The following is a 21,780-nucleotide window of genomic DNA, read 5'->3' on the forward strand; positions in this document are numbered from 1 at the left end:
CGCAAAGCCAACAGGCGAGAGTTGAAAAACGGAAGCCTTATCAGGCGCGTGTGCGCTGGCATGCGAATTGCCAACTTGCAGTCAGCCGAGCCATGCAAGTGAAAGGGTGAACCATGATCAATTTGACAGATAGCGCACTGAATGCGGTCAGGGGCGTGATTTCAACATCGGGAGCAAGCGGCTTGCGCATTACGGTCGAGTCCGGCGGCTGTGCCGGGTTCAAATACATCATGGGCTTGGCCAATGAGACGACGTCGGACGATAAGGTGATCGAGCGCGACGGGGTCAAGTTGTTCGTGGACAACGACAGCCACAAATATCTCGCTGGCACCACCATCGATTTCGTGCTGGCGCAGGAGGGCTCCGGATTCACCTTCGACAACCCGAACGCCAACGCGGGCTGCTCGTGCGGTAAATCCTTCAGCTGATGAACGAGGTCGCAAGCATGCTGGCCGAATCCAAGCAACTGAAGCAAACGACGGCCGCCGAGATGGACCGGGAGCAAGTGATTCGCGCCGTCCTCGAGGAGGTCCGCCCCAATCTGAAACGCGATGGTGGTGACTGTCAGCTGGTTGCGATCGACGGGACCAAGATCTTGGTCAGGCTGACGGGGGCCTGCGTGCTCTGCAAGCTGTCAGCTGCGACGCTGGAGGGCATTCAGGCGCGGCTGATCGAAAAGCTCGGCGAATTCGTTCGCCTGATCCCGGTTGCCGGCGCGCCTACGGCGCCATATTGAGCAGGGTTTCAGTGGCTATTTATCTCGACAACAATGCGACGACCCGAACGGATCCGTCGGTCGTGCAGGCCATGTTGCCGTTTTTCGCCGAGCGGTTCGGCAATGCCTCCTCAGCCCATGCCTTTGGCAGGCAGGTCGCGGGCGCGATGCGGCAGGCACGCCGCAGCGTGCAGGCGCTAGTAGGGGCTGCCCATGATGACGAGATCGTCTTTACTTCCGGCGGGACGGAATCCAACAATGCCGCCATTCTCTCAGCGCTGGCGACGCAGGAGGGCCGGGACGAGATCGTCACCACCTCGGTCGAGCATCAGGCGATCCTGGCGCTGGTCGAACAGGTGGCCCAAAGCGGGGCCAAGGTTCATCTGATCGCGGTGGATTCGCGCGGCCGGCTCGACCTTGAGGCTTTTCGGTCGGCGCTTGGACCACGTACGGCGATTGCATCGGTGATGTGGGCCAACAACGAGACCGGCACCATCTTCCCGGTGGAACGTCTGGCCGGATGGGCGCGCGCCTCCGGCGCGCAGTTTCATACCGATGCCGTGCAGGCGGTCGGCAGGGTACCCATTGACCTGAAGGCCAGCGTTATCGACATGCTGTCGCTGTCCGGGCACAAGCTGCATGGACCCAAGGGGATCGGCGCGCTTTACTTACGCAAAGGCACGACATTCAGGCCGCTGATCCGGGGCGGAGGACAAGAACGCCGGCGCCGCGGCGGAACCGAGAACATCCCCGGCATCGTCGGTCTCGGAAAAGCGGCAGAGCTTGCTGCAGAGCGGCTCGACCGAGCGCGCGTTCGTGTTGCTGCGCTGCGCGATCGTCTGGAGCAGTCGATCTTGCAGAACGGTCACTGCACGGCCCTTGGCGACCACTGTAACCGGCTGCCGAACACAATCAATATCGCCTTCGAGGGCCTCGAAGGGGAAGCGATCGTCCATCACCTCAATCGCGCCGGCATTGCCGCGTCGCTCGGGTCGGCTTGTAGCTCAGGCGCGATGGAGCCATCGCATGTGCTGCGCGCCATGCATGTGCCGGCGAGCAGCCTGCCCGGCGCGGTACGCTTTTCGCTGTCCCATGAAACCACCGCTGAAGAGATCGACCAGGTCGTGCGTGCGCTGTCCGACATCCTGGTCCGTCTGCGTGGCATGTCCCGAGAGCTCGCCCCGCTAGCAATCCGTAATTCCTGGAGTTGATCTCATGAAAGTCATGATCCGCCGCTCTCCCGAGGCAGGCCTGTCGATTTATGTGCCCAAGAAGGATCTTGAAGAGCGGATTGTCGAATCCGAGCACGAGACACTGTGGGGCGGTTGGATCAGATTAACGAATGGATGGGTGCTCGACCTGCCCGAGATGGCGAGCGATACGCCGCTGCCGATCACGGTCAATGCCAAAAGGATTGGCGGGGACGGCGATGAACGATGAGCGCAATGCCGCAAATCAACTGTCTCGAAGGGACGGATGCAGAGGCGCTGCTCGCCAACGTTGCGGCCAGACTGCATGCCGGCAGCATTGTTCCCTATCTCGGGCCCGGGCTCGCCGAGTTGTCCAAGCCTGACGTGCCAGTGACACCTGATGCGCTGGCGATCTTCTTCGGCACCAAGGTCGCGCTGCCGCGCCGGGCCCGCGGCAATGCCTGGGCTGCAGCACAGCATATCGAGAGCAACAAGCATCGGTCTACGGTGACGGGATTGATGGCTCAGGCGTTCGCCGCGCCGGTCGAGCCGACAACCCTGCATCGTCATCTTGCTGCGTTACGCTTACCGATGATCGTCGATACCTGGTATGATGGCGCGATGCGCGCATCGCTTGGCAAGCGTGAGGGATGGGGCGAAGTGCAAGGGATTACCCGCGCCGGCATCGGCGAGGTTCGCTGGTACCGTTTCTATGATGCCGATGGCGTAGAGGTCGAGTCCCTGGCCGCCGGCGCCTGGACCACGGTCCTCTACAAGCCGCATGGCGGCGTGCTGCCGGCAAGAAACTTCCTGATCTCCGACGCCGATTATGTCGAGGTCCTGACCGAGATCGATATCCAGACGCCCATTCCGGAGATCGTCAAGCAGCGGCGGCTTGGACGGAGCTTTCTTTTCATCGGCTGTCGGTTCGACGATCAGCTGCTACGCATTTTTGCGCGGCAGATCACGAAGCGCTCGGCAGACGTTCACTACGCACTTGTCGAACCCGATGCCCTCTCGCGCAACGAGCTGAGATTCCTGCTCGACCAGCGCTTGACCCCGCTCGCGATTGCGATCCCGCGCGCCGTGGAGATCTTGCTGGCCAATTAGAGGCGCTGGCAAAGCGAAGCCCGCCCACCTCGGTCCAACCGTGGCGGTCGTCCGATCACAGTGCCGGTGCCGCTGAGCGGGAGCGCGTTGGTTGACAGGCGCGGCAATCGCTCCCTGCATCCCAACGTCTGTCGGATTTCCAACACGCCGCATGCTTGCTGTCGGCTGCGCAACAGGGCAGATCGCTCTGTCTAACTGATTGGCGAAGATAAGAAAATCCGTCGCTGCCGCGATGGCATGCGAGTTGCTAACCCAAGTTCAGGGGCTCGCTCAGGAGTGGCTCCGAGAAGCCTGTTTGGCTAGGAGAAAGAACTGGATATGGACGCAGTGGAGCGCGGCAGCAGCGCTAAAAATGCACGAGAAGGCGGCGGGACCATGCTGGCCGCCGAGCCTAAGAGCTGCGGCATCTCGGTTCGCCACGGTAAAGCGAGCTGCGGGGCACACGGGGGCCAAGGCGATTTGCCGCCGGCGATCTGGGACAAGGTGAAGACGCACCCCTGCTACAGCGTAGAGGCGCATCACCACTACGCGCGCATGCACGTTGCGGTCGCGCCAGCTTGCAACATGCAGTGCAACTACTGCAATCGCAAATATGACTGCGCCAATGAATCCCGCCCGGGTGTGACCAGCGAGAAGCTCACCCCCGAGCAGGCGGCCAAAAAGGTGCTCGCGGTCGCCTCCCGCATTCCGCAGATGACCGTGCTTGGCATTGCCGGTCCCGGCGATCCCCTGGCCAACCCAGACAAGACCTTCAGGACTTTCGAGCTCGTGGCCAAAGCCGCGCCCGATATCAAACTGTGTCTATCGACCAACGGGCTCGCCTTGCCCGATCACGTCGACGCCATCGCCCGGCTGAACATCGAGCACGTCACCATCACAATCAATATGCTCGATCCCGAGATCGGCGCCCAGATCTATCCGTGGATCTTCTATAACCACAAGCGATACAGCGGGGTTGAGGCGGCGAAAATCCTGACCAGCCGTCAGCTCAGTGGTCTCGAAATGCTCTCCGCGCGAGGCATTCTTTGCAAGGTCAATTCAGTCATGATCCCGGGCATCAACGAGCGGCACCTGGTTGAGGTCAACAAAGCCGTGAAGTCGCGCGGCGCGTTCCTGCACAACATCATGCCGCTGATCGCAGCCCCCGAGCACGGCACCATGTTCGGTCTCAAGGGCCGGCGCGTGCCGAGGACAAGCGAATTGAAGGCACTGCAGGACGCATGCGAAGGCGAGATGAACATGATGCGTCATTGCCGCCAATGCCGCGCCGACGCGGTCGGACTGCTCGGCGAGGATCGAAGCGCGGAGTTTACGAAGGAGAAGATTGTGACCATGACCGTCAACTATGACTCTGAGGCGCGCAAGGCCAACCAGGCTGGAATCGAGGCGGAGCGCCGCGCCAGGATAATGCCAAGGCAGGAGGACGTGGGGGAGCATGCAGGCGGGACAAGCGACATCAAAGTGCTGATCGCGGTCGCAACCAAGGGCGCTGGGCTCGTCAATGAGCATTTTGGGCATGCCAAGGAGTTCCAGGTGTATGAAGTATCGCAATCCGGCGCAAAATTCGTCGATCACCGCCGCGTCGGTCACTACTGCCAAGGCGGCCATGGCGCGCCGGATGACCTTGCGGCCATCATCCGCTCCATCAATGACTGCCATGCCGTGTTCGTCGCCAGGATCGGTGGTCGGCCGAGGGGCGAGCTCCACAAGGCTGGCATCGAGCCGGTCGATCAATACGCGCACGAGTTCATCGAGACGTCCGCGATCGCATGGTTCAGCTCTTATCTCAAGAAGGTGAAGAGCGGCGAGATCCAGCATGTCGACAGGGGTGACGGAGCGATCCGGCAGGACCCGATGATGTCGGTGGCGTGAAGAGGACATCGGATGCCGTTCAAGATCATTTCTTCGCAATGCACGGGCTGCTCCGCATGCGAGACCGAATGTCCCAACGTGGCAATCTTCGAGAAGGGCGGAACGTTCGTGATTGACCCGAAAAAATGTACCGAATGCATCGGTCACTTCGAGGAGGCGCAATGTGTTGCGGTCTGTCCGGTCGACAAGACCTGCGTCATCGACACCTCATTGCCGCGATACCAGCCGCCGGCCTGAACGAGCGTAAGCGTTATGGAGTTCACGTTGACAGTAGCTGCAGAGAATCGCCGGCTTCATCCCGGCAATCGCGGCCACGGCGGCCAGCGAGCTCGCAGAATGCGGCCCGATCAAGTTCACGACGGAGTGATGCATGAGCAACATCGTCCGCGACAGTGACGTCATAGAGCTGGATGGACCGCCGGTCTTCAACCTTGGTGAAAAGGTGAAGGCCAATCGCACCGTTCGCAATGACGGGACTTACGCCGGCAAGGAGATCGGGGACATCCTGGCCAAGAAAGGCGAGGTCGGTTACGTCGTTTCCATCGGGACGTTCCTGCAGCAATTCTACGTCTACGGTGTCGAGTTTCTTGAAACCGGCAACCGCGTCGGAATGAAATGCAAGGAACTTGATTCGGTGGACGCACGCACCAAGCTCGACAATCAACCGCTGCCGGAAGCACCGCCATCATGATCGCGCTCCTTCATTCGACATCCGACGCCCGCGGCTCAAATCCGTCGGCGACGCCATCAACGGCGGCTTGTTTTGCGCCTGGGCGCGCTTGACGGCCCTTTGGTGGGCACTGGGCCGCATCGGCGAGATCGTACGCTTGAGCGCACACGCAGGCGAACAGAGGGAACTAATTTCTACAGTTTTGCCGGGCGGCCGGTCGGCTGTCCTGAAGCGCAAAGAACGCGGCTTTAAGGGGGATTTCACAATGAATGCTGCGGTCATGAAAAGGGCAGTCGTCGGCCTCAAGGCTCACCCGAACGAGGTCGATCGCAAGCGGATCGAATGCGCATTGGGCTCCCGCAGACGCTATCGTTATGTCTCACCCAGTGTGAAGCCGGTTAAGGGGGGATATCTTATCGAGAGCCCCTGCTGCTCACGCGACATTGACAAGGATGGCGGCGTGATCGATGTCGCGTTGATCCATCATGACGCCGTGTGCGGACTGTGGAAGATGTTTTGGAAAGACCATGCGCGAGGAATTTGGCAATTCCACAGCGTCCATCAGCGGCTGAGCGCAGCGACAGATGAGCTGAATGCCGATCTCGACCGGGTGTTCTGGCGGTAACGCTACTGTTTCCGCACACAAACGATAAAGTCGGTCATGGCACTGGACGAAAACGAACTGATCGAACTTGAACAAGTGATCACGGCGGCAGAAGGCCGCGCGAGCCCCTTGACCGAGCTGCGGCGCCGCTTTCCCCATCTCGCCCTGGTGCGATGCGATGCGTCTGATGTCACCGAGCCGCCCTTTCGCAGCTTTCCGCATTATGACCTGCACTTGATCGACCGGTCCGAACACTGCGTCCAGATCACAGCCGATCCGCTGCTGGCGATTGGCATTGTTTTGGCGGCAAGGGACCCTTCGGGGTGACTGGGGTTGCATTCGCAGACGTTCACGGCCCTTTCGCGGGTGCGGTCATAGCGCATCCCGTTGCCGCCGTGACGATTTCCGGGACGTGGAAAAGATCGCCGATGTCGGGGTGCGCTGCCGCTTTCGCACCGATGAGGATCGAATTCGTGGAAACGATGACTGGCGCGTCCCTCAACATGGGCATGCGCGCAGTTCTCTGCGAGGAACCTCTGGAACTTGATCGAAGGCAGCCGATCCGGGAGCGGCCATGTGGGTCAGCCATTAATGTCTCGATCGCGATCTCCCCGTCGATTGTCGTGAAGAAGCCGCATGCGAGCGGCCTGAGTCAGGCTCTCGATGATCGATCAGCGCCCGCTCATGCGTCGTCGCTCTCGTGAGGACCCCAGCCAGCACAGTAGAATTCGAGCCAATCGACATCCCTGCGCGCTGGCACTCGGAAGCGTCTCGGTTTCGATGTCGTGCTGCAGCGCGAACGGGAAGACCAACCGGTCATCACATCTTCATCAAGCGCGAACACCTGTCTTTGGTCTGTGGCGCTCAAGTTTCGACGCTGGTCGGAGCATCATTTCTGAAAAGCGTACCGAGAGGCGCGACCGCAGTTGCATTTCAAACCATCCGCAGTTCCGTCTGGCGCACGAATGCGCCGCAATCAATCTTATGTTTCGTCAAAAATTGTGAGCGCTGTCAGATTACACACAGCCCCACAGCTGCTGTCAGGTTCGAAACATCCAGCGCGATGAGAAATCTCGCGAAGTTGTAGTGCATCATCAGAAGCTTAAACAGGCCGCCGGCGTTGGCACGGCAGTTGCTACTGCGATGCAGCAACACTGAGTAAGGGCTGAGTGCACGCCGACGCGCAAGACGAGCGATGCTCTCCTACCCTTGGACCCGTGTGCCCCGTTTCTGAAAGAGAAACAAGCTCGCGTGCAAAATAGCACGCAATCTTTGGCAAATCGGTTGATGGAGAGAGCAAGATGGCTTCACTGAGACAAATCGCGTTCTACGGCAAGGGTGGTATCGGGAAGTCGACCACGTCCCAGAACACGCTGGCGGCGCTGGCGGAGATGGGTCACAAGATCCTGATCGTGGGCTGCGATCCCAAAGCGGACTCCACTCGCCTTATTCTACACGCCAAGGCGCAGGACACGATCCTGAGTCTGGCTGCCAATGCCGGCAGCGTCGAGGACCTCGAACTCGAGGACGTGATGAAGATCGGCTATAAGGACATCCGCTGCGTCGAGTCGGGTGGCCCGGAGCCCGGGGTCGGCTGCGCGGGCCGCGGCGTCATCACCTCGATCAACTTCCTGGAGGAGAACGGCGCCTATGAGGAGCGCGACTACGTCTCCTATGACGTCCTAGGCGACGTCGTCTGCGGCGGCTTTGCGATGCCGATCCGCGAGAACAAGGCGCAGGAAATCTACATCGTGATGTCCGGCGAGATGATGGCCATGTATGCCGCCAACAACATCTCCAAGGGCATTCTGAAATATGCGAGCTCCGGCGGCGTGCGGCTCGGTGGCCTCATCTGCAACGAGCGGCAGACCGACAAGGAGCTGGAGCTCGCGGAAGCGCTCGCCAAAAAGCTCGGCACTGAGCTGATTTATTTCGTGCCGCGCGACAACATCGTGCAGCATGCGGAGCTGCGGCGCATGACCGTGTTGGAATACGCGCCGGACTCCAAGCAGGCGGATCACTATCGCAACCTCGCGGGCAGGATCCACAACAATGGCGGCAAAGGCATCATCCCGACTCCGATCACCATGGACGAGCTCGAGGACATGCTGATGGAGCACGGCATCATGAAGGCCGTTGATGAGTCCATCGTCGGGAAAAGCGCTGCCGAACTTGCAGCATCGTAAAAGGACGCAGCGCGACAGCACCGGCCCTCCCAATCCAAAACGGAGGGCCGGCAAGGGCCGACGCGGTGATACAAACTTGACCCAATGTGGAAAGGGTGGCGGACGCCCATGTTCGAAGAGCAGTTCTATCCTGTTATGGTTGTCGAGACGAATGATGGGAGCGTCCAGGGACGTCGCGCAATTGCCAGCTATCGCCTTCTGACCGGGATGCTCCCCGCAGATGCCGACACAAGCAATGACATCAGTTTCGACCGCCACGTGCTGGCGTCCATTCTGGCTGCCGGTGCGATGGATGGTGGTCTTTTGTCCGAGAAGGTCGGCCTGTCCAGCGATCAGCTGGCGGCGTTGCTCAAGCAACGCTTTCCATCGGTTCGGATCAAAGAGGAGGAGTTGCCGCGGGATTTCGAGCACGTCGACAACGACGAGGTCACAATGGTACGTGAGCTCTTGCTCGCGCAACGATCGACGGAAGGGGACACCGGCCGTTGGCTGGCCGCGATGATCGCGCGCCGCGTCATGGAGCCGAATCATCTGTGGGCAGATCTCGGATTGCGTAATCGTGGTGAACTGTTGCGTCTCCTCAACCGCCATTTCGGGCCGCTCGCCAGGCGCAACGTCAACAACATGCGCTGGAAGCGTTTCTTTTATCGCAGGCTATGCGAGGACGAGGGGCTCATCTTGTGCACGACGCCGGTGTGCACAGAGTGCAAGGACTTCAACCACTGCTTTGGCGATGAAAGCGGTGAGAGCCGCATGGCCGAGCGCCGGCGTGAGGTTCTGTTGGCGCCGGCCGCTCCGGTCGCGGGCGGCAACTGAACCGTATTCCCGCCTCCCGATAGGTAGTTCTTTGGCGCAACTGCCGCCCGACGGACGCGCAGCTGGCCGACGAGGTGCAGGTGACGCGGCCAAATCTGGTGCAGCGGATTACGGCGCCAACCAGCGAGATGATCTTGTGCTCAAGGCCGGCTTGCGCCCAAGCTGTAGCGGTTTGACGGGCTCAGTGCTTTGGCCGGCGCGGACAGAGAATGCGGCTGCGGCGATCTGTTCGGGCGAGGCTGCTCAACTCCGGCATCCCGGCGCCGACAGGCCTCCGTCCATAAGATTGTGGATCAGTCGTGCAAGCGGTCCTGCTGCGTTTGAATGAAGCCTGATGTCTCACAACCGTTTTCGACACCGATACCACCCAGCATCCGACCCGTTGTTTACGGTGGTGGCGTCCTTGTCACTATGACCGAAGCCAATCTCCCGACGCGATGTGCCTGGTTTAGCGAACCGATGAACCCTGACGCGTCGGTCTGACAGTCGATCCGCGCCGTAACCCGAACTGATCCAGGACGCAGAATGGTGAGAGCTCAACTGGCGCGTCTGTTTTGCGACACCGTCGTTCTGGCGACATCCGACCGCGGGCGAAAAATGACGGATCTTCAATAGCGTGGGACGCTGCGGGCGTGGCATGCGGTTTGCCAAAGCAGTCCTTGCCAAGCACAATCAGGAGGCTTCGTTGATTGACGCCAAAGCCATCGCTGCCAAGCCGGCATGGTCCGATTCGCTGTGGAACCAGCGGACCGTGCTCAATGACACCACGCTGCGCGATGGCGAGCAGGCGCCTGGTGTTGCATTCACCACATCGGAAAAGGTGGCCATCGCGCATGCGCTGGCGCGGGCCGGCATCACGGAAATTGAGGCCGGAACCCCCGCCATGGGCAATGACGAGATCTCGGCCATCCGCGCCATTGTCGAGGAGGGGCTGCCGCTCACCCCTATTGCGTGGTGCCGCATGCGTGAGGCAGATGTCGACGCGGCCATCGAGGCCAAGGTGTCGATGGTCAATGTTTCGATCCCGGCTTCAGACGTACAGATCGCGGCCAAGCTGGGCGGGAATCGCGACCAGGCCTTGCAGCAGGTGAAGCGGGTAGTGGGTTACGCCCGCGAGCGAGGGCTTGATGTCGCCGTCGGAGGCGAGGACTCCTCCCGCGCCGATGTCGACTTTCTCATCAGTCTCATCGCGGCTGCGGAAGCCGCGGGCGCGCGCCGGTTTCGTGTCGCCGACACGCTCAGCGTCCTCGATCCCGACTCCGCCTATGCGCTGATCGCGCGCCTGCGCGCCACTAGCGATCTCGAGCTCGAATTTCACGGCCACGACGATCTTGGGCTCGCGACCGCCAACACGCTCGCTGCCATCAGGGGCGGCGCGAGCCACGCTTCGGTCACTGTCATCGGGCTCGGCGAACGGGCCGGCAATGCGCCACTCGAGGAAGTTGCGGTCGCACTCAAACAGCTCTACGGGCGTGACACCGGCATCGTGCTGCCGGAGCTCACAGACGTCGCCGCGCTGGTCGCGAACGCGGCCACGCGTGCGATTCCTCTCAACAAGGCGATCGTCGGGGAGCATGTGTTTACGCACGAATCCGGCATTCACGTCGATGGACTGTTGAAGGACGAACGCACCTATCAAGCGCTCGACCCGCACTTGCTGGGTCGCTCCAATCGGATCGTCATCGGCAAGCATTCCGGGCTTTCGGCCATCACCAAGCTGCTCGGGGAATTGCAACTCTCCGCCACCACCGAGCAGAGCAGACATATCCTGTTCCGGGTGCGAAAATACGCCATCGAGCACAAGAGGCTGGTCGCGCGGGAGACGGTGGCGGCGATCTGGCGCGATGTTTGCGAATGCTCGTCCGACCGCACGTGAGTGAGCTCTCGAGTTTTACTTGGCCGGCCACGAAATCGATCGGAACGCGACCGAAGCGCTCGCAGATCGCGTCGAAGTCCGAGGACATGGGCTGTGTGGCCATCTCCAACAGTGCACACTTGAAACGGCCGTTTCTGCGAACTAACCAGGAGCTGCCGGATCTCGACCGAGACGGGTGGGCCAATCCAGGGAAAATGTCGATGAGCAATAAATTTCAGAGGACCGGCGTCCTCGACCGGCTCAACAAGGCCTCCTCGGCTGAGGAGATTTTTGCGCTGCTTGGCGTCGACTACGATCCCAAGATCGTCAATGTCGCGCGCCTGCATATCCTAAAGCGCATGGGACAACATCTCGCCAAGGAGCAATTCGCCGGTGCCGCGGAAGTGGAGATCGCTGCACGCTGCAAGGCGATGCTGGAGCAGGCCTATGCGGAGTTCGTGGTGTCTTCGCCAATCGACCAGAGGGTCTTCAAGGTCCTGAAGGATGCGGTCGCGGAGCCGAAGAAGCCGGCCGCCTTTGTGCCGCTAAGTGCGCTGAAATAGCGTTCTCTGAAATGCCGTATACCGCAGAGCAAATAGCTGCGGCGCGCCTCGGCGCGCGCCTCTTCGTTCGGTCGAGTCTGTGGAGCGACGCGGGAGACGACCCTGTCGCGTTTCCGACGTATGTCGCGGCCCTGTTGTCCCCGATGCCAAGAACCAAGTTAGCAACTGCGCCCAATTCATTCCTTTGGTGCATGACCTCGCGGTGTTCTCAGTTGGTATGACACTTGCTGCTCTGCACCTAAGTCCGCTCAACAACGAATCGAGCTTGTCCTGGAGAAGCGCATGCATAGCGTGCTCTGCATCAAACAGGTCCCCGACCCAGCGCAAATCCGCGCGCGGTTCCTGTCAAACACGATTGTGCAGCGGGGTGTGCCGACAAACCGTCGCGAAGCCGTAGCCGCGGAGGCGCCCCCCAGTTCAGTGACTAGCCCGCCGGCGAGATCACCGTGCACGCTATGGAACCGTATTCACCCGAGCCCTGACTGCGGAAGGTGCGCACCTTGGGTGCCGAAGCTGCGGTGCTGTTTACCGAATGCTCCTTTGTCGATGACGCGACGCTACCCACGACGTACGCGCGCACGACCGCGATCTCGAAGACCAGGGAGCTATCTGGTGGGACCGCTGTCGTCTTCATTGGCAAGTCGGCCATTGACGGCGACCTGGCCCAGGTCGGCCCCTGGATCGCAACGTAGTCCTGTTTATTGCAGCTCAACCACCTCGCCAGAACCGTCGGTCGCGATCTCCGCGTCCGAAGCTTCTGATGCGGAGCACCAAGGGTACCGTCCTCCGCGAAGAAGGCCTGGCTGTGAACCGCGAGCACCGGCGAACACGCTCATCAAGTCCATGTTCAACCGACAGTCGAAGCCAGAGCCGATCGTGTCGCGCAGGCGCGTGGATCGGAAGGAGAATGCAAAACCATGAGCAACGTCATCAAGGCTCCCACATCAGCCGCAGCGGGCCGCGCAGCAACCAAGAAGCAGTTGCCGGACCGGTTCAAAGCCTACAAACATGTCTGGGTGTTCGTCGAGCAGGGGCGCGGACAAGTGCATCCCGTCTCCTGGGAGCTGATGGGGGCGGGCCGCAAGCTTGCCGACAGGCTCAAGGTTAAGCTCGCGGCTGTTGTCGTCGGCCCTGAGGGCGAAGCCACACGTAACGCCGCGCTCGAAGCTTTCTGTTACGGCGCCGATTTGACGTATCTCGTCGCCGACAATGTACTCGCGGATTATCGTAACGAGTCCTACACCAAGGCGCTGTCCGATCTCGTTGAGATCTACAAGCCCGAGATCCTGCTGTTAGGGGCAACAACGCTCGGCCGCGATCTTGCTGGCTCGGTCGCCACGACTGTCCTGACAGGGCTCACCGCCGACTGCACTGACCTCGACGTTGACCTGGATGGATCGCTTGCAGCCACCCGTCCAACCTTTGGCGGCTCGCTGCTCTGCACCATCTACACGCTGAACTACCGGCCACAGATGGCAACCGTCCGCCCGCGCGTGATGCCGATGCCGGAGCGTGTCGCGCGCGATCCCGGCCGCATCATCGTCCATCCGCTCGGCCTGGTGGAAGACGATATCGTGACCAAGGTGCTGTCGTTCATCCCCGACCGTGATTCGGCCAAATCCAATCTCGCCTATGCCGACGTCGTGGTCGCCGGCGGGCTTGGGCTCGGTTGTCAAGAAAACTTTCAGCTTGTGCGCCAGCTCGCCGGCGTGCTCGGTGCCGAATATGGCTGTTCCCGTCCGCTCGTGCAAAAGGGATGGGTCACCTACGACCGACAGATCGGCCAGACGGGTAAGACGATCCGGCCAAAGCTCTATATCGCCGCAGGCGTTTCCGGCGCGATCCAGCATCGGGTTGGCGTGGAGGGCGCCGATCTGATCGTCGCCATCAATACCGACAAAAACGCACCGATCTTCGACTTTGCCCACATCGCCATCGTCAGCGACGCCATGCATCTGTTGCCGGCGCTGACGGACGCGTTCCGTGCGCGGCTCTCGCCACATTCGCGCGACCGGATTGCGAGCTAAAGGAGGTTATCATGATCGAGGAAAGGTTCGATGCAATCGTTGTCGGCGCCGGCATGGCGGGCAACGCGGCGGCACTGACTATGGCCAAGAAGGGCATGAAGGTGCTGCAGCTCGAGCGCGGCGAGTATGCCGGATCGAAGAACGTTCAGGGCGCAATACTCTATGCCGACATGCTGGAAAAGCTGATCCCGGAGTTCCGGGAGGACGCACCGCTTGAGCGACATCTGGTCGAACAACGGTTCTGGATCATGGATGATCGCTCCCATGTTGGGCTGCATTACCGCTCAGAGGATTTCAATGAAGAGCGGGCTAACCGGTACACGATTATCCGGGCCCAGTTCGATCGATGGTTCTCCTCAAAAGTGCGCGAGGCAGGCGCGACCGTGCTGTGCGAGACCACCGTCACCGATCTTGCGCAGGATGCCTATGGCAGAGTCATCGGTGTTCGTACGGATCGCCAGCATGGCGAGATCCATGCAGATGTCGTGGTGCTGGCCGAGGGCGTGAACGGGCTGCTTGGCACGCGTGCGCGCCTGCGCGAGCGCCCGAAGCCTAACAAGGTGGCTCTCGCGGTGAAGGAAATGCACTTTTTGCCGCGCGAGACCATCGAAGCGCGTTTCAATCTGAGCGGCGACGAAGGCGTTGTCATCGAAGCTGCGGGCACCATTTCCGGCGGCATGACGGGAATGGGCTTCATCTACGCCAACAAGGAGTGCATTTCGCTCGGCATCGGTTGTCTTGTCGCAGACTTTCAGCGCACCGGAAAGACGCCCTACGAGCTGCTCGATCGTTTCAAGCGCCACCCGTCGGTCGCGCCTCTGATCGAGGGGTCTGAGGTCAAGGAATATTCCGCGCACCTCATCCCCGAGGGCGGCTACAAAGCCATCCCGCAGCTCTACGGAGACGGTTGGGTCGTGGCCGGTGACGCGGCGCAGCTCAACAACGCCATTCATCGCGAGGGGTCCAATCTTGCGATGACGTCCGGACGGATCGCGGCCGAAGCGATCTTCCAGATGAAGTCGCGCCGGCTTGCCATGACTGCGGAAAATCTCGCGCTCTACAAGAGGATGCTGGACCGCTCCTTCGTCTTGAAGGACATGAAGAAGTACAAGGACATGCCGAGGCTGATGCATACCAACTCGCAAAACTTCTTCCTGACCTACCCCCAGCTCATCTCCAAGGCGATGCAGACCTACCTTCGGGTGGACGGTACGCCAAAGTCCGAGAAACAGAAGTCGACGCTGAAATCCTTTGTCAATGCGCGGTCCTGGATAGGGCTGTTCGGCGATGCATTCCGCTTCGCCCGCGCCTGGCGCTAATTGTTCGAAACGCGAACCCGAAACCAATGAGGCTGACTATGAAGGTCGAGCGATCAGTGCGTGTCGAAGACAAGTTATTTTGCAACCGCTATCTTGTGGACGCCGGACGTCCCCACATCAAGGTGCGTGCGCATACCAGGCCCTCGCCGCAGCTCCTTGCGCTTTTGAAAGCCTGCCCCGCGCGCTGCTATGATCTCAATGACAAGGGCCAGGTCGAGGTCACGGTCGACGGCTGCATGGAGTGCGGCACCTGCCGCGTCATCGGCGAGCCCACCGGCGACATCGAATGGAGCTATCCGCGTGGCGGATACGGAGTGTTATTCAAGTTCGGGTGAGGGCCAAGATTACCGCCGCGTGATTGTCACCGACCGAACGAAGATATGACGGCAGATTCATTTTGCCACAGCTTGCGTGCGCGAAGAGACTGAAGTTCGAGCAATGCCAAAATACTTGGATGAAAGGGTCCCCTGGCGAACTATGCTCCGTAGTGCATTACCACTTCGATTGGCCCAAACTATTAGCGGCTGTCGGCCTCGACGAACATCCCTCGCGATTCTCTGGTGATCGTGTCGCCACCGCTCTCATTTGGATAAGGGTTGGATTTAAAGGCTGAGGAATGCCGCGCCGATGGCCTCGCCTGTGTCTGCCTCGCCAACGAGCGTCGCAAAGGCGAAAGAGCGCAGGTCATGGTCGCGAAGAGTGCCCAGGCTCATGATCGTCGTCTTGCTTTCGCTTAACTCCATTGAACAAAATGAAATCTTGTTCTGAGTTTATCACCTTCTGCGTAGGTCGAAAAATGGAACCCGGATGAACTTAGGTCAACTATGCCCCGGTCCGGGATTACGGATCTTCTCAACTCAGAATTTTTCGGTTGGCGCCCTGCGGTTCGTTGACGCGGAGCTGCGCGAGAATCGTGAAGTCGCCCCGCTACGAGAAAGCACCTCGGGGCGAGCGACGGGTCAGCGGAGGAAAGGTTCGAGGCTCCGGCTGGCGGTCGAGGCCGGAGAGATCAATCTATCCTTCCCCTGTCGGGCGATCCTTGTCCTCGCCCGCTCGTCCGCTGCTCAGTCCATCACCGAACGGGCGCGGCAGAACTCAAAATATTCTGCAGGATCGCATCTCCTAACAATCACTTGGCCAGATGAGTGTTCCGATGCCGTCTGTAAGCCCGTCCGATGCAGTCGAATACACGTCGGGAAATAGGAGGAACGCAAACCGACACCGGGTCGCCCAGAGTTCGGCCGTGCGCAGGTCAGGTTTACGTCAGGTGCAGGGGATAGCTTCGATGCCTAAGCGCGCTAGATTATTCGGTCGGCGCTTGCCGGTTGTGGCGAGTCACGTCTCGTAGCGCGGCGTAAGGAGCGCCGCCCGAGGTGTCGAGACAATGTCGTTGATGCCGTGACGGACCGTGGCGGTCAAACGTTGTAGTCGGCGCAGTCTCACTTGCATTGGGAGAAGGATTTTGAGGGGAGTTGACCGATCTGGGAATGCGCCCAGCGGACCCGACACGCTCGGGTCTCACGCCGAATCAGATATTGGCGATGCAAAAGAAGGCGCGACGTTCAGTGCTGTCGTGCAGGGCCTGCACTCTGAAAACCGAGATCTGGGAACGTCCTCCGCAAGGCCGCCTTCGGGCAGCGATGTCCTGCGCCGCACGTCTGCCGATGCCTCCGCTGCTACGCGTGAGAGCCTGCTTGGCATTCCATGTCCGTCGTACCGTGGCGCGCCACATTGGGAAGAACGTTCGTCGCGTTCCGGTGCCGAGGGCCGTCGTGCCGATCACTCCATGGGTTCACAACAAAGCGCTCCTTCCTCGCACAGGCAATCCCTCTCCAGCCTGGATCACCGACCAAAAAGGCGGCGCCGCGACGAGGTCGCCGCGCAGGACGTCGCCGGCGCTAGCTCGGAGCGACCTCTCAAGCGCCATCGTGGCGCACCAACTTGGCAGGCCGGCTCGCCCCGTCCTGGTGACGAATCGGGACGCACGGATCGCCCACCCGGAAGCGCGCAAACAGAGCTGTCTTCGCGTTATAGGGGGGGCGGTGTCCGACCGGGATGCCGGACCAAAGAGGCGTCGGATCGACAGTCGCGCCACGCAGAGCACGCAAAGTGCAATCGCGGAACAACAATCTAACACAGCTCTACACGCGATTGATTTCGCCCATGATATCCGTGGATTCTCACGTGCGGTGGTGGCGCATGACAGACGGTTGCAGGGGGCGGGCGACGGGCTTCACGCAGCCTTCATGCAAAAGGCCGCCGCCCAGTTCAGAAGTCGATTTATCTCGCACTTCGAGGATGATATCTGCCGCGGGAAATCATGGGGCTATGCCACGGCTTGCAACGCGGTGAGCCGTGAAGCCGGCGGTCAGGAAGGTGTCGAAGCTTGCAAGGCGATGGCAGATCGGGTGTCGCGGCTTCACGGTACGGCAGCGCGCGAAGCCGAACCCAAAGCTCTTTCGCTCCTCGCGGCATCATTCGGTCGGCACCCGCGGTCGAGGACATGCCGCAATGGAACGATCAGAATCGCCGAATTGTGCCGCGATGAAGGCAGGGTTGGGTCGCTGAATAGTCAAAGCCTGTCGTTGCTGGTGAACGGTTTCAGCAAGTGGCCAGAGCGGGCGGAAACTCGTGAGGGTGCGGAAATCATCGCCCGTGAGGTCCGTCGCCGCGCCGACCGTCCTTTCCGGCTCTCTGATTCTAATCACCAGGAGTTGGCGAGCCTGGTGAACGGGTTCAGCAAGTGGCCCGATGCGGCCCACTGTCGTGGCGCCACAGTGGCAATCGCTGGTGAGGTCCTTCACCGCGCCGGCCGCCGGGAGCTCAGGCTTTCTGACTTTGGTCACCAGCACCTGGCCAATTTGGTGAACGGCTTCGGCAAGTGGCCCGAAGAGGCGGATTGTCGCGACGCCACAGTTGCAATCGCCGGGGACGTCCGTCGTCGCGCCGCCCGGCTTTCCGGGTTTACCCACCAGGAACTGGCGAACCTGGTGAACGGATTCAGCAAGTGGCTGGAAGCGGCGGACTGTCGCGACGCTACGGTCACGATCGCCGGGGAGGTGCAACGCCGGCAGCTCTGTGATTTTGCTCCGCAGGGACTGACGACCCTGGTAAATGGTTTGAGCAAGTGGCCGGCAGAGGCGGCGTGTCGGGACGCCGCCGTCGCAATCGCCGGGGAGGTCCATCGCCGTCAGCTCTGTGATTTTACTCCGCAGGGACTGGCGACCCTGGTGAATGGGCTCAGCAAGTGGTCGGAAGCGACGGACTGTCGTGACTCCATAGTCGCGCTCGCCGGTGAGGTCCTTCGCCGTACTCGCAGCCACTTCGGGCTCTCTGCTTTTAATCATCAGGACTTGGCAAACCTGGTGAACGATTTCAGCAAGTGGCCGGAAGAGGTGGCGTCTCGCCAAGCCACGTCCGCGATCGCCGGTGAAGTTCGCCGCGACGTCCGACTCTCTGGTTTTAATCACCAAGACCTGGCAAACCTGGTGAACGGTTTGAGCAAATGGCCAGAAGAGGCGGCGTGTCGCGAGGCCACAGTCGCACTCGCCGGCGAGGTCCTTCGGCGCGAGTTCTCTGACTTTAACCGACTGCACTTGACGAACCTGGTGAACGGCTTGAGCAAGTGGCCGGAAGAGGCGGACTGTCGCGACGTCACGATCGCAATCGCCGGGGAGGTTCGTCGGCGCCAGCTCTCTGACTTTGATCCGCAGGGACTAGCGACCTTGGTGAACGGGTTCAGCAAGTGGCCGGAAGAGGCTGACTATCGCGATGCGACTGTCGCAATCGCCAGCGAGATCTGTCGGCGCGACGACCAGCTCTCTGATTTCAATCAGCAGGATCTCGCGAACGCGGTGAACGGTTTTGGCAAGTGGCCAGAATCGCCGGACTGCCGCGACGCCACGTTTGCGATTGCGAGTGAGGTCCTTCGCCGCGGTGCCCGACTCTGTGACTTTACTCACCAGGATCTGGCGAATCTGGTGAATGGTTTCAGCAGGTGGCCGTACGGGGAGGACTGCCGCACAGTCACAATCACAATCGCGGGGGAGATCCGTCGGCGCCAGCTCTCTGATTTTGATCCGCATGGACTAGCGAACCTGGTGAACGGGTTCAGCCGGTGGCCGGAAGAGGCGGCGTGCCGGCAGGCCACGATGGACATCGCGGGTGTCCTCGGCGTCGGGCACCAGCGATTCGGTGCCTTCANGTGCCGCGCGGCAATCAGGATGGAAGCGGAGCGTCAATCAGGATGAGAGAGCGTCGTTGGGCTCGTGACGCAGGGAGGGCGTAGCCCGACCGGAGTTGCGAGCCCAACGACGGCGCGATCCATAGGGGACCGCGCCGTCGGGTGATCGCGGCTGGCCGGTTATGCAAGTGGTTCTTCCGCCAAGAGGAATCACTCGTTTGCCAGGCCAACACGTCACAGATCACCAGATGAGGCTCTACATGAAGTACCGTCAGATCGATACCCCGCCCGTGGCTGCCGCCAAGGCCTCGTTCAGCACCTCGACCGCTTATCGGATCGAGAAGGATCCTCGCGCTCCATCGCAGAAGAAGGGAGCCCGCGGCCGGCGCCGACCGGACCCGTTGGCCAGTGTGTTTGAGACAGAAGTGGTGGCAATGCTCAAGGCCGCCCCCGGCGTGCGGGCTGTTGCGATCTTTGAGGAGATGTTACGGCGCCATCCTGAGCTCGGAGCTGGAATCCGCCGCACGCTGGAGCGCCGGATCCGCGCCTGGCGGGCGATCCACGGTGAGGAGCAGGAGGTCATCTTCCGCCAGACCCACGAAGTGGGCCAGGTCGGCCTGTCGGACTTTACCGACATGGGCGAGCTTGGGGTCACCGTCGCGGGCATGCCGCTCGATCATCGCCTCTATCACTTCCGGTTGGCCTATTGCGGATTTGAGCACGCCCATGTCGTGCTCGGTGGCGAGAGCTTCGTCGCTTTGGCCGAAGGGCTGCAGAATGCCCTGTGGTCGCTCGGTGGCGCACCGCGGGAGCATCGGACCGACAGTCTGTCGGCCGCCTTCTGCAATCTCGATCGCGATGCGAGAGACGATCTGACCCGGCGGTACGAGGACCTCTGCGCCCATTACGGCATGCGGCCTTCCCGTAACAATCGCGGCATCGCCCACGAGAACGGGGCGATCGAGAGCTCCCATGGCCATCTCAAACGGACGATCGCCGATGCGCTGCTGTTGCGCGGCACTGCCGACTTCGATGATCTCACCGCCTATCGCGGCTTCATCGACGAGATCGTTAGCCGCCGCAATGCCCGCAACGCCAAGCGGATCGACCACGAGCGCGCCACCCTGCAGGCGTTGCCAGATCGCCGTACCTCAGACTACGAGGAGGTGATTGTCCGCGTGACGTCAAGCGGCGGCTTCACCTTGCGCAAGGTGTTCTACACCGTGCCGTCACGCCTGATCGGTCACCAGCTGCGGGTGCGCCTTTACGACGATCGTCTCGACGTGTTCGTCGGCGGCACCCATCTCGTCACCCTGCCGCGTGGGCGACCGCATCCCAATGGCAAGCACGACCAGGTCGTCGATTATCGGCACGTGATCCATTCCTTGCGGCGCAAGCCAATGGCGCTGCTCAATCTCGTCTACCGGGATCGGCTGTTCCCGCGCGATGCCTATCGCCGGACCTTCGATCGCTTGCGCGAACGGCTGCCGGACAGGAAAGCCTGCCGGCTCATGGTCGATCTGCTTGCGCTGGCGCACGAGCGCGGCTGCGAGGCCGAACTCGCCGGTCAGCTCGCCGCCGACCTGGACGCCGGCCAACTGCCCGACCTCGGACGGCTGCGCGCCCACTTCGCGCCGGATCCTGCCAGCGTGCCGCAGGTTATGGTGCAGCTTGCTCCGCTCGCCAGCTACGAGTGCCTCATCGGCGCCAGCCAGATCGGAGACGCCACATGAACACGGCCACCACCGTCGACACCGCACGCCTCAATCTGTTGCTCAACGAGCTGCGGCTACCCGCCATCAAGGTGCTGTGGCAGCAATTTGCCGAGCGGTCCGACAAGGAAGGTTGGCCGGCCGCCCGCTTCCTCGCCATCATTGCCGAGCATGAGATCGCCGAACGCGGCCGCCGTCGCGTCGAGCGCCACCTTGTCGAGGCGCGGCTGCCCGCCGGGAAGACCTTCGACACCTTCGACTTCGAGGCCGTGCCGATGATCTCCAAGGCGCAAGTCACCGCGCTGGCCGCCGGCGATGGTTGGCTCGGCAAGGGCGCCAATTTGCTGCTGTTTGGTCCGCCCGGCGGCGGAAAGAGTCACTTGGCGGCAGCCATCGGCTTGGCCCTCATCGAGAACGGATGGCGCGTCCTCTTCACCCGGACGACTGATCTCGTGCAGAAGCTCCAGGTGGCTCGCCGCGAGCTCAACCTCGAGGCCGCCATCAACCGCCTCGATCGCTTCGATCTTCTCATCCTCGATGATCTTGCCTACGTCACCAAGGACCAGGCCGAGACCAGCGTGCTGTTCGAGTTGATCAGCGCACGCTACGAGCGGCGCTCGATGCTGATCACCGCCAATCAGCCCTTTGGCGAATGGAACAGGGTCTTCCCGGACCCCGCTATGACCCTCGCCGCCATCGATCGCCTCGTTCACCACGCCACCATCATCGAAATGAACGTCGAGAGCTATCGCAGGCGCACCGCGCTCGAGCGAAAGCGCGGACCAGGACGGCCACCTTCGCACGCGACACCAAAAACACTCGCTGATTGACGCTCCGCGACAATCAGAGCCAACAAAACTCTTGCGCGCGACAATCATCGCGGCAATCATCACCTCGCTGCGACACCGACTCGCCATCCTGATTGTCGCGCGCTTCCCACCCAGATTGTCGCGCTATA

At 61.3% G+C, this 21,780-nt stretch carries 20 protein-coding genes; all 20 read left to right on the plus strand.

The features are described 5' to 3' along the window. Positions 1-113: 113 nt before the first annotated feature. The 20 genes from K3F49_RS34150 to istB all read left to right on the plus strand — a co-directional run bounded on the left by K3F49_RS34150 (position 114) and on the right by istB (position 21,652). Positions 114-428: a HesB/IscA family protein gene (locus tag K3F49_RS34150; RefSeq protein ID WP_234685253.1), complete on the plus strand. Its 315-nt coding sequence runs from the start codon at positions 114-116 to the stop codon at positions 426-428. Positions 429-445: 17 nt separating this feature from the next. Beyond that, positions 446-736: a NifU family protein gene (locus K3F49_RS34155; protein ID WP_234685254.1), complete on the plus strand. Its 291-nt coding sequence runs from the start codon at positions 446-448 to the stop codon at positions 734-736. Beyond that, on the plus strand, positions 733-1,926 hold the full coding sequence (nifS, locus tag K3F49_RS34160) for a cysteine desulfurase NifS (protein WP_276575441.1): 1,194 nt from the start codon (positions 733-735) through the stop codon (positions 1,924-1,926). The genes K3F49_RS34155 and nifS overlap by 4 nt, the downstream gene beginning before the upstream one ends. A gap of 4 nt (positions 1,927-1,930) precedes the next feature. Then, positions 1,931-2,155 carry a putative nitrogen fixation protein NifT gene (gene nifT, locus K3F49_RS34165; RefSeq protein ID WP_027545445.1) on the plus strand — a complete coding sequence of 75 codons (225 nt, stop codon included), beginning with the start codon at positions 1,931-1,933 and terminating at the stop codon, positions 2,153-2,155. Further along, positions 2,152-3,015 carry an SIR2 family NAD-dependent protein deacylase gene (locus K3F49_RS34170; RefSeq protein WP_234685255.1) on the plus strand — a complete coding sequence of 288 codons (864 nt, stop codon included), beginning with the start codon at positions 2,152-2,154 and terminating at the stop codon, positions 3,013-3,015. Before nifT ends, K3F49_RS34170 begins: the two co-directional genes overlap by 4 nt. 375 nt (positions 3,016-3,390) lie before the next feature. Next, complete coding sequence (gene nifB, locus K3F49_RS34175; protein ID WP_234685282.1) at positions 3,391-4,887, plus strand: nitrogenase cofactor biosynthesis protein NifB; 1,497 nt, start codon at positions 3,391-3,393, stop codon at positions 4,885-4,887. A gap of 12 nt (positions 4,888-4,899) precedes the next feature. After that, the gene (locus tag K3F49_RS34180; protein WP_234685256.1) at positions 4,900-5,124 is read left to right on the plus strand and encodes a 4Fe-4S binding protein; all 225 of its coding nucleotides are present in this window, start codon (positions 4,900-4,902) and stop codon (positions 5,122-5,124) included. 133 nt (positions 5,125-5,257) lie between these two features. Beyond that, on the plus strand, positions 5,258-5,578 hold the full coding sequence (locus K3F49_RS34185) for a nitrogen fixation protein NifZ (RefSeq protein ID WP_234685257.1): 321 nt from the start codon (positions 5,258-5,260) through the stop codon (positions 5,576-5,578). 244 nt (positions 5,579-5,822) lie between these two features. Continuing rightward, the gene (locus K3F49_RS34190) at positions 5,823-6,182 is read left to right on the plus strand and encodes a DUF3024 domain-containing protein (protein WP_234685258.1); all 360 of its coding nucleotides are present in this window, start codon (positions 5,823-5,825) and stop codon (positions 6,180-6,182) included. 36 nt (positions 6,183-6,218) lie between these two features. After that, positions 6,219-6,488: a hypothetical protein gene (locus tag K3F49_RS34195; RefSeq protein WP_234685259.1), complete on the plus strand. Its 270-nt coding sequence runs from the start codon at positions 6,219-6,221 to the stop codon at positions 6,486-6,488. Between the two features lie 974 nt (positions 6,489-7,462). Then, positions 7,463-8,347 carry a nitrogenase iron protein gene (nifH, locus tag K3F49_RS34200; protein ID WP_027545437.1) on the plus strand — a complete coding sequence of 295 codons (885 nt, stop codon included), beginning with the start codon at positions 7,463-7,465 and terminating at the stop codon, positions 8,345-8,347. Positions 8,348-8,455: 108 nt separating this feature from the next. After that, the gene (locus K3F49_RS34205) at positions 8,456-9,163 is read left to right on the plus strand and encodes a nitrogen fixation protein NifQ (RefSeq protein ID WP_452101143.1); all 708 of its coding nucleotides are present in this window, start codon (positions 8,456-8,458) and stop codon (positions 9,161-9,163) included. A 685-nt stretch (positions 9,164-9,848) separates the two neighbouring features. Then, positions 9,849-11,039, plus strand: coding sequence for a homocitrate synthase (gene nifV / locus K3F49_RS34210; RefSeq protein ID WP_452101144.1), 1,191 nt, complete (start codon positions 9,849-9,851; stop codon positions 11,037-11,039). A 194-nt stretch (positions 11,040-11,233) separates the two neighbouring features. Continuing rightward, on the plus strand, positions 11,234-11,581 hold the full coding sequence (gene nifW, locus K3F49_RS34215; RefSeq protein WP_452101145.1) for a nitrogenase stabilizing/protective protein NifW: 348 nt from the start codon (positions 11,234-11,236) through the stop codon (positions 11,579-11,581). Positions 11,582-12,081: 500 nt separating this feature from the next. Next, entirely contained in the window at positions 12,082-12,273 is a 192-nt protein-coding gene (locus K3F49_RS34220) for an adenine nucleotide alpha hydrolase family protein (protein WP_234685261.1), read from the plus strand. A gap of 225 nt (positions 12,274-12,498) precedes the next feature. Beyond that, positions 12,499-13,608, plus strand: a complete 1,110-nt coding sequence (locus K3F49_RS34225) for an electron transfer flavoprotein subunit alpha/FixB family protein (protein ID WP_234685262.1) — start codon at positions 12,499-12,501, stop codon at positions 13,606-13,608. Between the two features lie 11 nt (positions 13,609-13,619). Beyond that, positions 13,620-14,927: an FAD-dependent oxidoreductase gene (locus K3F49_RS34230; RefSeq protein ID WP_234685263.1), complete on the plus strand. Its 1,308-nt coding sequence runs from the start codon at positions 13,620-13,622 to the stop codon at positions 14,925-14,927. Between the two features lie 38 nt (positions 14,928-14,965). Continuing rightward, on the plus strand, positions 14,966-15,262 hold the full coding sequence (locus K3F49_RS34235) for a ferredoxin family protein (protein ID WP_234685264.1): 297 nt from the start codon (positions 14,966-14,968) through the stop codon (positions 15,260-15,262). A 4,066-nt stretch (positions 15,263-19,328) separates the two neighbouring features. After that, positions 19,329-20,843, plus strand: coding sequence for an IS21 family transposase (gene istA / locus K3F49_RS34240; RefSeq protein ID WP_452101146.1), 1,515 nt, complete (start codon positions 19,329-19,331; stop codon positions 20,841-20,843). Beyond that, complete coding sequence (istB, locus tag K3F49_RS34245) at positions 20,840-21,652, plus strand: IS21-like element helper ATPase IstB (protein ID WP_234685266.1); 813 nt, start codon at positions 20,840-20,842, stop codon at positions 21,650-21,652. Before istA ends, istB begins: the two co-directional genes overlap by 4 nt. The last annotated feature ends 128 nt before the right edge of the window (positions 21,653-21,780 follow it).

Origin of the sequence: Bradyrhizobium monzae (assembly GCF_021458635.1) — a bacterium.
Classification (GTDB): domain Bacteria; phylum Pseudomonadota; class Alphaproteobacteria; order Rhizobiales; family Xanthobacteraceae; genus Bradyrhizobium.

Bases quoted from the DNA above. Each gene is read 5' to 3' on its own strand.
- K3F49_RS34150 (WP_234685253.1), top strand. From the start codon at position 114: ATGATCAATTTGACAGATAGCGCACTGAATGCGGTCAGGGGCGTGATT.
- K3F49_RS34155 (WP_234685254.1), top strand. From the start codon at position 446: ATGCTGGCCGAATCCAAGCAACTGAAGCAAACGACGGCCGCCGAGATG.
- nifT (WP_027545445.1), top strand. From the start codon at position 1,931: ATGAAAGTCATGATCCGCCGCTCTCCCGAGGCAGGCCTGTCGATTTAT.
- K3F49_RS34170 (WP_234685255.1), top strand. From the start codon at position 2,152: ATGAGCGCAATGCCGCAAATCAACTGTCTCGAAGGGACGGATGCAGAG.
- nifB (WP_234685282.1), top strand. From the start codon at position 3,391: ATGCTGGCCGCCGAGCCTAAGAGCTGCGGCATCTCGGTTCGCCACGGT.
- K3F49_RS34180 (WP_234685256.1), top strand. From the start codon at position 4,900: ATGCCGTTCAAGATCATTTCTTCGCAATGCACGGGCTGCTCCGCATGC.
- K3F49_RS34185 (WP_234685257.1), top strand. From the start codon at position 5,258: ATGAGCAACATCGTCCGCGACAGTGACGTCATAGAGCTGGATGGACCG.
- K3F49_RS34190 (WP_234685258.1), top strand. From the start codon at position 5,823: ATGAATGCTGCGGTCATGAAAAGGGCAGTCGTCGGCCTCAAGGCTCAC.
- K3F49_RS34195 (WP_234685259.1), top strand. From the start codon at position 6,219: ATGGCACTGGACGAAAACGAACTGATCGAACTTGAACAAGTGATCACG.
- nifH (WP_027545437.1), top strand. From the start codon at position 7,463: ATGGCTTCACTGAGACAAATCGCGTTCTACGGCAAGGGTGGTATCGGG.
- K3F49_RS34205 (WP_452101143.1), top strand. From the start codon at position 8,456: ATGTTCGAAGAGCAGTTCTATCCTGTTATGGTTGTCGAGACGAATGAT.
- nifW (WP_452101145.1), top strand. From the start codon at position 11,234: ATGTCGATGAGCAATAAATTTCAGAGGACCGGCGTCCTCGACCGGCTC.
- K3F49_RS34225 (WP_234685262.1), top strand. From the start codon at position 12,499: ATGAGCAACGTCATCAAGGCTCCCACATCAGCCGCAGCGGGCCGCGCA.
- K3F49_RS34230 (WP_234685263.1), top strand. From the start codon at position 13,620: ATGATCGAGGAAAGGTTCGATGCAATCGTTGTCGGCGCCGGCATGGCG.
- K3F49_RS34235 (WP_234685264.1), top strand. From the start codon at position 14,966: ATGAAGGTCGAGCGATCAGTGCGTGTCGAAGACAAGTTATTTTGCAAC.
- istB (WP_234685266.1), top strand. From the start codon at position 20,840: ATGAACACGGCCACCACCGTCGACACCGCACGCCTCAATCTGTTGCTC.